We start from the raw sequence: 9709 nt of genomic DNA, 5'->3' as shown, positions 1-9709 counted from the left end.
CCGCTGTCCCTCGGCATCGAGACCAAGGGCGGCATCATGACCAAGCTGATCGAGCGCAACACCACGATCCCGACCAAGCGCTCCGAGATCTTCACCACGGCCGAGGACAACCAGCCGTCCGTGCAGATCCAGGTCTACCAGGGCGAGCGCGAGATCGCCGCGTACAACAAGAAGCTCGGCATGTTCGAGCTGACCGGCCTGCCGCCGGCGCCGCGCGGCCTGCCGCAGATCGAGGTCACCTTCGACATCGACGCCAACGGCATCATGCACGTGGCCGCGAAGGACCTCGGCACCGGCAAGGAGCAGAAGATGACCGTCACCGGCGGCTCCTCGCTGCCGAAGGACGAGGTCGACCGCATGCGCCGCGAGGCCGAGCAGTACGCGGAGGACGACCACAAGCGCCGCGAGGCCGTCGAGACCCGCAACTCCGCCGAGCAGCTCGTCTACTCGACCGAGAAGTTCATCGCCGACAACGCCGACAAGCTCCCCGGCGACGTCAAGACCGAGGTCGAGACCGCCATCGGCGAGCTCAAGGAGGCCCTGAAGGGCGAGGACATCGCGAAGATCCGCGAAGCCTCGGAGAAGGTCTCCACCACCGCGCAGAAGCTCGGCCAGGCGCTGTACGCCAACGCCGACGCCACCGCCGGTGCCGCCGGGGCCGGCGACTCCGCCCAGGCCAAGGCCGACGACGACGTCGTCGACGCCGAGATCGTGGACGACGAGAAGCCCAAGGGCGGTGCGTCGGCATGACGGACAAGCCGCAGGGCGGAAAGCCCGGCGACGACTCCGCCGCCGAAGAGGCCGTGATCAAGGCCGCCGAGGAAGCCGCGTCGGCCGGTGCCGCCGAGGGTTCCCCGGAGGAGCTCGCCACCGCCAAGCGCGAGCTGGCCGAGCGCACCGCGGACCTGCAGCGCCTGCAGGCCGAGTACCAGAACTACCGCAAGCGGGTCGAGCGCGACCGGCTGACGGTCCGCGAGATCGCGGTCTCCAACATCCTGGAGTCCCTGATCCCCGTCCTGGACGACATCGGCCGCGCCCGCGAGCACGGCGAGGTCACCGGCGGCTTCAAGTCCGTCGCCGAGTCCCTGGAGACAGTCGTCGCCAAGCTGGGCCTGCAGCAGTTCGGCAAGGAGGGCGAGCCCTTCGACCCGACCATGCACGAGGCGCTGATGCACAGCTACTCCTCGGACGTCGCCGAGGACACCTGCGTGCAGGTCCTCCAGCCCGGCTACCGCATCGGCGAGCGGATCATCCGCCCGGCGATGGTCGCCGTCGCGGAGCCCCAGCCGGGCACCCAGCCGGCCGCCGACACCGACGCGAAGTCGGGCGACGCGGACAAGTCCGACGGCGGCTCGGACAGCTGACACCCTGTGACAGCCGAAAACCAGTGCGCTGCGGAGTCGTACGCCGGCCAGTACGGCGGCCGGCTCCGCAGCGCTCTGTCGACAGCCGCGTCCCCACGCGCTGTTGACAGCCCAGTGACGATGGACATCGGGAGGTGGCTCAAGCCGTGAGCGGTAAGGACTACGTGGAGAAGGACTACTACAAAGTCCTGGGCGTGCCCAAGGACGCCACCGCCACCGAGATCAAGAAGACCTACCGCAAGCTCGCGCGCGAGTTCCACCCCGACGCCAACAAGGGTGACGCCAAGGCCGAGGAGCGGTTCAAGGACATCTCCGAGGCGTACGACGTCCTCTCCGACGAGAAGCGTCGCAAGGAGTACGACGAGGCCCGCAGCCTCTTCGCCAACGGCGGTTTCCGGGCCGGCGGCGGCCCCGGCGGCGCCGGCAACTACAGCTTCGACTTCGGCGACCTCTTCAGCGGCAACCAGGGCGGCGGCAGCAGCAGCGGCGGACTCGGCGACGTCTTCGGCGGCCTCTTCAACCGCGGCGGCCCCCGACAGGCCCAGCCCCGGCGCGGCGCCGACGTCGAGACCGAGGTGACGCTCTCCTTCGAAGAAGCCGTCGACGGCGCGACCGTCCCGCTGCGGATGACCAGCCAGGCGCCCTGCCGCACCTGCAACGGCACCGGCGCCAAGTCCGGCACCACCCCCCGGGTCTGTCCCACCTGCGTCGGCGCGGGCACCGTCAGCCGCGGCCAGGGCGCCTTCGCGCTCTCCGAGCCGTGCAAGGACTGCCGCGGCCGGGGCATGATCGTCGACGACCCGTGCACCGACTGCCACGGCAGCGGCCGGGCCAGCTCCGCCCGCACCATGCAGGTCCGCATCCCGGCCGGCGTCCAGGCCGACCAGCGCATCCGACTCAAGGGCAAGGGCGCCCAGGGCGAACGCGGCGGACAGCCCGGCGACCTCTACGTCACCGTGCACGTCGACCCGCACCCGGTCTTCGGCCGCAAGGGCGACAACCTCACCGTCACCGTCCCCGTCACCTTCCCCGAGGCCACCCTCGGCGCCACCATCGAGGTACCCACCCTCGGTGGCCCCGCCGTGAAGCTCAAACTCCCCCCGGGCAGCGCCAACGGCCTCACCATGCGCGCCCGCGGCAAGGGCGCCACCCGCAAGGACGGCACCCGCGGCGACCTCCTCGTCACCGTCGAGGTCGTGGTGCCCCAGCACGTCAGCGGCGACGCGCTGAACGCCCTGGAGCAGTACCGCGAGGCCACCGCCTCCGACGATCCGCGAGCAGCCCTCTTCCGGGCGGCGAAGGGAGCGTGACGACCAGATGTCCCCGATGAATCCGATCAACCACGACGGCCCGATCGGCCCCGGCATCGGCGAAGGCCTGCCCGGCGACGGCACCCGCCGCACCCGCCGGGCCCCCACCGCCCCGCCGGCGTACGTCCTCACCGAGGACACCCCGGTCTACGTCATCTCCGTGGCCGCCGAACTGTCCGGCCTGCACCCGCAGACCCTCCGCCAGTACGACCGCCTCGGCCTGGTCTGCCCCGACCGCACCGCCGGCCGCGGCCGCCGCTACTCCGCCCGCGACATCCAGCAACTGCGCGAGGTCCAGCGGCTCTCCCAGGACGAAGGCATCAACCTGGCGGGCATCAAGCGGATCATCGAGCTGGAGAACCAGGTCACCGCCCTCCAGTCCCGCATCGCCGAACTGGTCGACTCCCTGGATGGCGCCGCCGCCGCCCTCCAGCAGCGCGAGGCCGCCGTCCACGCCTCCTACCGCCGCGACCTCGTCCCCTACCAGCCGCCCACCCCGCACTCCAGCGCGCTCGTCGTCTGGCGCCCCAAGCGCTGACCCGGCCCACGGACACCGCCGCCGGCCCCTCCTGTTCGGGGGGTGCCGGCGGCTCGGTCTTGGTGAGAGAGTGACACTCTGGCAAGCTGACCGAACCCGCCGCACTGTCAACGCGTCACGGGACTCGCAGCCTAAACTTCAGGGCCGAGAGATCCTGAGCAGCCTCGGATAATGGCAAGGAGCCGAAGATGAGTGGACGGGCTCAACTCGGTCCCACAGTGAGTGGGACTCCCGCTCTGTCACCCGGGGCCCGATCCCTTTACCTGGAGATCGTCCAGGACGGCGGGCGGGTTTCCCCGGAATCCAGGTGCCATCAACTCACCTTCCTGACCGAGCTCCTGGAGATCGGGCTGTTGATGCCCGACGCGGACGACCGTAGCGAGTTGGTCGCTGTCGATCCCGCACAGCTCTCCGCACGGCTCAGCAACGCCTGGCAGCGCCAGGCCCTCGATCTCCTGTCGCGCGCGGTTTCACTCCCGGTCGAACTGCAGGAGCTTTCCCAGGAATTCCACGCGCCGGAGAAGAGCAGTGGCGCGATCGAGTACGTCCAGGGAAAGGTCCTGATAAACCAACGGCTCGATCAGATCTTCACCGCCGGCACCGAGGAAACCCTCGCTCTCCAGCCCGGCGGACCGCGTCCGCCGGAGTTGCTCGCGGCCATGATCGAGCGCGATCTGGACGGGCTCAACCGTGGCACGTCGATGCGCACGATCTACCACGCCAGCACCCGGTACCACCAACCCACCAGGGACTACGTCGCCAAACTCGCGAAGGCCGGAGGGCAGTTCCGCACCCTGGACGAGCCCTACACCCGACTCATCGTCATCGACCGGCGCGTGGCTGTCATCCCCGTGGCCGACGACATGACGCTGGCAGCATTCATATTCGAACCGGTCATCGCCAATTACCTGGTGGAAGAGGTCTTCGAGCCAAGCTGGAACAGGGCGTTGGAATTCGATGGCAACCGCGCAGTGCCGCAGCAGGTCGTTTCACGGCTCCGCCAGACGATCATCGACCTGCTTCTCGCCGGAATCAATCACCGAGTCATCGCTCGTCGCCTGGGGATCAGTGAACGGACCCTGGCCAGACACATCGCCGAGATGCGCGAGGACTACAACGTAGAGTCCCTGTTCCAGCTCGGGTACGCGCTGGCCCGCGCGTCAGAACAGCCCCCGCATTGAGCGCAGGGTCCGAGCGTCTCCGTCCACACAGCAATCAGGCCCAGCCGATGTCCAGGTCAGAGCTCACCGACGCCGTCGTGACCGTTCCAGGCTGACCCGCCGCATTCACAGAAGCACAGTAGGCACCGAGCAACACTGTCGCGCCAACAAAAGACATCAACACGGTCTTGCGGACAAATCGGCGCAGACGAGACATGCACCTACCCCTTCCTCGTGCGCACTGCGGCAATCGACAAGAGAACCACTATCGTGCACATGCTGCCTCAAGTCGTACAGGCATGCCAAGCTCGCCTCCGCGTCATCTCCCTGCCAGGCATCCACATGACACTGGTGAACCCTGGACGCGAAGGCTGTTAGCGATGGACGATCAGTTCGCTCTCGATAGTCCGACAGAGCCTCCAATCCTGGCAATGTTCATTCAAATACGCCACCACCCCCGTCCGCTGTAAGCCCTTCGGCCTGATCAACGTGCACCGTCTCGGTGAGCCACGCAGACCGGAAGGCCTCTTCCCCGGAGACGACATGACCGAGCCCTACCTGCGTCACCACGACAGCCAGGCCCCTGAGGGTCGGCGTGCACGTGTGTTCCTGGCCGCTCCGCTGATGCGGCTGACCGGCCCGGCCGACAGTGTGGTGACGCTCGCCAGCCGGACGCGGCTGACGACGCTCCGCACCACCCTGCTCCGCAGCGGTGCCGCCGTGTACAGCGCGCACCACAGTGACGCCTGGACCATCTCCGGCCGCGCGCCGGAGCCCCGTGTTCCGTCCGACTTCCGCGCCCTGCAGTCCGCGGACCTCGTGTTCGCCTACGTGGGGGCGCCGCTCTCGGCCGGCGTGAGCCTGGAGCTGGGCTGGGCGTCGGCGCTGCGGAAGCCGATCGTCCTCCTGGTCGACGAGGCCATCACCCACAACCCGCTGATCGCCACCATCGAGCAGGTCGCCCCCGTCCTGCCGCTCGTCTTCGACGACACCTGGTCGCAGGAGGCCCTCAACCACACGGTGGAGACCGCGCTGGACTGGGCCGGCATGGCCCTCTCCCTGCGCGAGGGCTTCTGGACCGCCCCCGGCGAGCAGTTCACCGTCCCCCGGCAGCAGCCCCCGGTCCCCGGCTACTGGCCGACCGGCGCCGCCACCGGCTGAGCAGAGCTCACCCACCGGACTCTCCCGTCCGGGCTCCCGCACCGCCGACGGCCATCGGAACCCGGCGGTCCAGACCGGACACGCGCCACCGTCGCAGGATCCGCCACCACAGCGGCGACACCGCAGCCAAGGGGTCGCCGGGATCAGAGCGACGGCGTGACCGGAGACGAGAGCCCGGGCGGCGTCGGGCAGGTCGGGCTCAGACATCACGCGCTCCCCTCATCTGCCACCCCAGCTGGAACAGCGTCTCCGCGTCGTACTGCTCCCGCAGCCGCGCGATGTGACCGGCTACCGTGCGTTCACTGAAGCCGAGACGGGTGGCGATCGCCCGCTGGGTGAGACCCCGGGCCAGCAGGCGACCCACCTGTTCATGGATGGTGGGCTCGACCGAACCGACAGCCAGTGCGACCCAGTCGACCACCTGGGCCTGCGCCCACTGCTGCTCGAAGACCCCGACCAGGTACGCGACGGTCGTAGGGTCCTCCACCAGGGCCGCGGCCTTGTTGTCGGAGGCCGCCGAGATCAGGGCGATGGTGCGGTCGAAGATGATGGCCCGGCTGAACGGGAGGTCGAGGACGCGTAGCCGCGAGCCCATCATCGTGGTCTCCGCCGCGTACTCGACCTGGTCCCGGTCGAGTCGGGCCTGCGGCTGGTAGATGGTGCGGACCGAACCACCGCGCTCGATGTAGCGGCGCGTCTGTTCCAGGCCGTCCCCTCGCTGAGCCGGTGGCCGGAACCTGCCCGGCTGGGCCGTCAGGGCCTCGTGGGGATACTCCGTCATGAACTGGGAGAGCAGGTGGCGGATCTCCATCATGCCCGCCACCTGCCGCACTCCGCCGACCGGTCCCGTCTGACGTGGTGCCGCCTCGTAGGCCTGGGCGAGGTCCTCCAGCAGATCCGGGATGACGGCGGCCTTGGCCAACAGACGGCTGCTCTCCTCCCGCAGGTCGGCGCCCAGTCGCTCGCTGACGGCCCGGGGGTTGATCGCGGTGTAGAACCCGTCCGTCTCGTGCAGGACCAGGAGGCCGAGCCCGGTGAGTTGCCTGACCACCGGCTCGTCCTCGGGCCGGACGTCGGCGAGCCGCAGCCGGCCGCCCGCCTTCAGGACCTCCCGGTACAGCTCCCGCGCGGCGGCGTCGGGCAGGTCGGGCTTGAACAGGCCCATTTTCAGCAGCGCTTGGACCGAGTCCTCGTCGTCCGCCGCGATGTCGGCGATCCGGATGCGACCGCCCTCGCGCAGGACGGCGAGGTACAGCTCCCGCGCGGCGGCGTCGGGCAGGTCGGGCTCAGACATCACGTGCTCCCCTCATCTGCCACCCCAGCTGGAACAGCGTCTCCGCGTCGTACTGCTCCCGCAGCCGCGCGATGTGACCGGCCACCGTCCGCTCGCTCACACCCATCCGACTGGCGATCGCCCGCTGGGTGAGCCCCCGGGCCAGCAGACGACCCACCTGCTCGTGGGCCGTCGGGGTGGCCGAACCAGTGGCGAGGGCTTCCCAGTTGACGCCTTCGGCCTGCTGCCAGAGCTGTTCGAAGGTGTCGACCACGAAGGCCACCGTCGCCGGGTCGTCGACCACGGCGGCGCTGCTGTAGTCGTGGGCGGCGGGGATGACGGCGACGGCGCGTTCGAAGACCAGGAAGCGTTTGAAGGGCGCGGCGACCACCCGGGTGGTGCAGCCGAGCCGGGTGACCTCGGCGGCGAACCGGACGGTCGGCGGGTCGAGTTCGGCCGAGGGCTCGTACAGGCTCCGTACCGTGCCGCCGCGTGCGTGGACCCGGCGAGCGCGGTCGAGGGAGTCGGGCAGGTGCTCGGCGGGGCGGGGGCCGCCGGGCTGGGCGGTCATGGTCTCGCCGGGGAACTCCTGGGCCGGCTGTTCCAGTTCGTGGCGGATGTCCTCCTTCGCGCCGAGGTGACGCACGCCGGTCCCCACGCTGCGCCGCTTCGGGGTCGCGTCGTAGGCGCTGGTGGGTTCGCCCATCAGCTCGGGCGGTTGCCCGGCCTCGGTGAGCAGGCGGGCGCTCTGCCGACGGATCTCGGCGGAGATCCGCTCGGTGGCCGCCCGCGGGTCGACCGCGCTGTCCGCCGAGTCCTGCAACTGCGGTACCAGCAGCCCGAGTTCCACCAGCCGTCGCCGCGTGGGCCCGTCGTCCGGGCCGACCTCGGCGGCGCGGACGCGGCCGCCCTCGCGGAGGACGGCGAGGTCGCGGGCGCGGGCGGCGGGGTCCGGGAGGGCGGCGGAGAGCAGGGTGGAGGGGGTGTCAGTCACGGCGTTCTCCGCGCAGGCGCCAGCCGAGGTGGAAGAGGGTGTGGGCTCCGTGGCGGTCGCGGAGGCGGGAGATGTGGGCGGCGACGGTGCGTTCGCTGAGGCCGAGGCGGGTGGCGACGGCACGCTGGGTGAGGCCGCGGGCGAGCAGCCGGCCGATGCGGACGGTGGTGGGGTGCGGCGGGTCGAGGTGGTGGTCGGCGGGGGTGGCGCGGGCCCAGTCGCGTTCGAAGTGGGCGACGAGGTGGGCCACGACGGCGGGGTCGGTGAGGACGGTGGCGCGACTGCGGTCCTCGGCGGCGGGGATGACGGCGGCCTTGCGGTCGAAGACGAGCAGCCGTTCGTACGGTTCGGCGAGCAGCCGGACCCGGGCGCCCTGCCGGGTGCGGAGGGCGACCTGGCGCTGGACGGTGTGGTCGACGAGGGCGGCGGGCTGGTAGAGGGTGCGCAGGGAGCAGCCGCGGCGGAGCAGGGAGAGGTCCTGGGCGAGGGCCATCCGGAGGCCGTCGACCGGGCGGGGGCCGGGTTGGGCGGCGAGGACTTCCTCCTGGCACTCCGATACGAGTTCGGAGATGTGCTGGCGGATGTCGGCGTTGCCGTCGAGGTGGACGGCGTCGCCGTCCGGTCCGTGCGGGCGGCGCACGGCGTCGTAGGCGAGGGCGAGCGGGGCGAGGGCGTCGGGGAGCCGTTCGGCGTGCTGGAGCAGGCGGGTGGCGCGGGTGCGCAGTTCGGAGCCGAGGCGGTCGCCGAGGGCGCGCGGGCTGGCGGCGGTCCAGCCGGTGGGTGTGGTGGTGAGGAGGCCGCGGGCGACGAGGGCGGCGAAGGCGGGGCGGTCGGCGGGGGCGAGGTGTTCGGGGCACAGTCGGCCGCCGCCGCGGACGACGGCGAGGTAGAGGGCGCGTTCGGCCTGGCCGGGTTCATCGGTCATCGCGGGCTCCTCTCATGAGCCAGCCGAGCTGGAAGAGGGTCTGGGCGCCGTGGCGGTCGCGCAGCCGGGAGATGTGGGCGGCGACGGTGCGTTCGCTGAGGCCGAGGCGGGTGGCGACGGCACGCTGGGTGAGGCCGCGGGCGAGCAGCCGGCCGACACGGTCGGGGATGGTGCGGGTGGGGCCCTGGCCGAGGGCGGCGGCGGCTTCGGCGGTGTCGGCGCGGGCCCAGTCGCGTTCGAAGGTGCCGATCAGGAAGGTGATGGTGGCCGGGTCACTGATGAAGGCGGCGGTGCTGTTGTCGTCGCTGGCGGAGATCACGGCGACGGTGCGGTCGAAGACGATGAGCCGTTGGAAGGGTTCGTCGAGGACGCGGATGAGGGAGCCGTGCCGGGTGACTTCCTCGGCGTAGGCGAGGGCGGGCGGTTCGGCGAGGGCGACCGGCTGGTAGATGGTGCGCAGCGAGCAGCCGCGCTGGAGGAGCTGGACGTCCTGGAGGAGGGCGACCTGCAGGGTGTCGGCGGGGCGGTGGCCGGGTTGGGCGGTGAGGACCTCGGAGCGGCAGTCGGAGACCAGTTGGGAGATCCGCTGGCGGATGTGGACGTGTCCCTCGACGTGGACGGCGCCTCCGGCCCGGCCGGAGGGCCGGGGCATGGCGTCGTAGGCGCGGGTGAGGCCGTCGAGGGCGCCGGGGAGGTTCTCGGCGCGGACCAGCAGCCGGGTGGCTTCGCTGCGGAGTTCGGAGCCGAGGCGGTCGCTGACGGAGCGCGGGCTGACGGCGGTGTAGCAGCGGTCCATCGGGTTGACCATCAGCAGGCCGATGTCGATGAGCTGCTGGAGGGCGGCCCGGTCGGTGTCGGTGACTCCGGCGCAGGGGATGCGGCCGCCTGCGGCGATGATCGCCAGGTACAGCTGTCGGGCGGCCTCGTCGGGTTCCTCGCCCACGGGGCCTGCCTGGTGCGGTGCGACCGCCCGTTCCGCCGTCA

10 protein-coding genes are annotated in these 9709 nt (G+C 71.0%); 6 read left to right on the top strand and 4 right to left on the bottom strand.

Annotated features, from left to right (window positions below; all coding sequences use genetic code 11):
* The 6 genes from AB0D10_RS25050 to AB0D10_RS25025 form a co-directional block, all read left to right on the top strand.
* Positions 1 to 750 (top strand): Hsp70 family protein (locus AB0D10_RS25050; RefSeq protein WP_360260182.1); only part of this gene is annotated, 750 nt, incomplete at its 5' end.
* A complete protein-coding gene (gene grpE / locus AB0D10_RS25045; RefSeq protein ID WP_360260179.1) occupies positions 747 to 1364 on the top strand; it encodes a nucleotide exchange factor GrpE in 618 nt (205 codons plus the stop codon). The genes AB0D10_RS25050 and grpE, both read left to right, overlap by 4 nt.
* Positions 1365 to 1510: 146 nt before the next feature.
* Positions 1511 to 2674: a molecular chaperone DnaJ gene (gene dnaJ / locus AB0D10_RS25040; RefSeq protein WP_360260176.1), complete on the top strand. Its 1164-nt coding sequence runs from the start codon at positions 1511 to 1513 to the stop codon at positions 2672 to 2674.
* 7 nt (positions 2675 to 2681) lie between these two features.
* Complete coding sequence (locus AB0D10_RS25035) at positions 2682 to 3212, top strand: helix-turn-helix domain-containing protein (RefSeq protein ID WP_360260174.1); 531 nt, start codon at positions 2682 to 2684, stop codon at positions 3210 to 3212.
* Between the two features lie 356 nt (positions 3213 to 3568).
* Positions 3569 to 4393 carry a helix-turn-helix domain-containing protein gene (locus tag AB0D10_RS25030; protein WP_360260171.1) on the top strand — a complete coding sequence of 275 codons (825 nt, stop codon included), beginning with the start codon at positions 3569 to 3571 and terminating at the stop codon, positions 4391 to 4393.
* A gap of 522 nt (positions 4394 to 4915) precedes the next feature.
* Positions 4916 to 5533 (top strand): hypothetical protein, encoded by a 618-nt coding sequence (locus AB0D10_RS25025; RefSeq protein ID WP_360260169.1) that lies wholly within the window; start codon positions 4916 to 4918, stop codon positions 5531 to 5533.
* A 199-nt stretch (positions 5534 to 5732) separates the two neighbouring features.
* On the opposite strand, the gene AB0D10_RS25020 is transcribed toward AB0D10_RS25025, so the two are convergent.
* The 4 genes from AB0D10_RS25020 to AB0D10_RS25005 are packed head-to-tail and all read right to left on the bottom strand — an operon-like array spanning position 5733 to position 9668.
* Positions 5733 to 6827, bottom strand: a complete 1095-nt coding sequence (locus AB0D10_RS25020; RefSeq protein WP_360260166.1) for a helix-turn-helix domain-containing protein — start codon at positions 6825 to 6827, stop codon at positions 5733 to 5735.
* Entirely contained in the window at positions 6820 to 7800 is a 981-nt protein-coding gene (locus AB0D10_RS25015) for a helix-turn-helix domain-containing protein (protein WP_360260164.1), read from the bottom strand. The genes AB0D10_RS25020 and AB0D10_RS25015 overlap by 8 nt, the downstream gene beginning before the upstream one ends.
* Positions 7793 to 8725, bottom strand: a complete 933-nt coding sequence (locus AB0D10_RS25010) for a LuxR C-terminal-related transcriptional regulator (protein WP_360260162.1) — start codon at positions 8723 to 8725, stop codon at positions 7793 to 7795. The genes AB0D10_RS25015 and AB0D10_RS25010 overlap by 8 nt, the downstream gene beginning before the upstream one ends.
* Positions 8715 to 9668 carry a LuxR C-terminal-related transcriptional regulator gene (locus AB0D10_RS25005; RefSeq protein WP_360260160.1) on the bottom strand — a complete coding sequence of 318 codons (954 nt, stop codon included), beginning with the start codon at positions 9666 to 9668 and terminating at the stop codon, positions 8715 to 8717. The genes AB0D10_RS25010 and AB0D10_RS25005 overlap by 11 nt, the downstream gene beginning before the upstream one ends.
* Positions 9669 to 9709: the final 41 nt, after the last annotated feature.

This window comes from Kitasatospora sp. NPDC048545 (assembly GCF_040651155.1).
Taxonomy (GTDB): domain Bacteria; phylum Actinomycetota; class Actinomycetes; order Streptomycetales; family Streptomycetaceae; genus Kitasatospora.
The sequence above is the reverse complement of the archived record's forward strand: the minus strand, read 5'-3'. Positions and strand labels throughout refer to the sequence as shown.

What these genes read in the sequence shown, in the direction of transcription:
- grpE (WP_360260179.1), top strand. Translation starts at nt 747, where the DNA reads ATGACGGACAAGCCGCAGGGCGGAAAGCCCGGCGACGACTCCGCCGCC.
- AB0D10_RS25035 (WP_360260174.1), top strand. Translation starts at nt 2,682, where the DNA reads ATGTCCCCGATGAATCCGATCAACCACGACGGCCCGATCGGCCCCGGC.
- AB0D10_RS25030 (WP_360260171.1), top strand. Translation starts at nt 3,569, where the DNA reads ATGCCCGACGCGGACGACCGTAGCGAGTTGGTCGCTGTCGATCCCGCA.
- AB0D10_RS25025 (WP_360260169.1), top strand. Translation starts at nt 4,916, where the DNA reads ATGACCGAGCCCTACCTGCGTCACCACGACAGCCAGGCCCCTGAGGGT.
- AB0D10_RS25020 (WP_360260166.1), bottom strand. Translation starts at nt 6,827, where the DNA reads ATGTCTGAGCCCGACCTGCCCGACGCCGCCGCGCGGGAGCTGTACCTC.
- AB0D10_RS25010 (WP_360260162.1), bottom strand. Translation starts at nt 8,725, where the DNA reads ATGACCGATGAACCCGGCCAGGCCGAACGCGCCCTCTACCTCGCCGTC.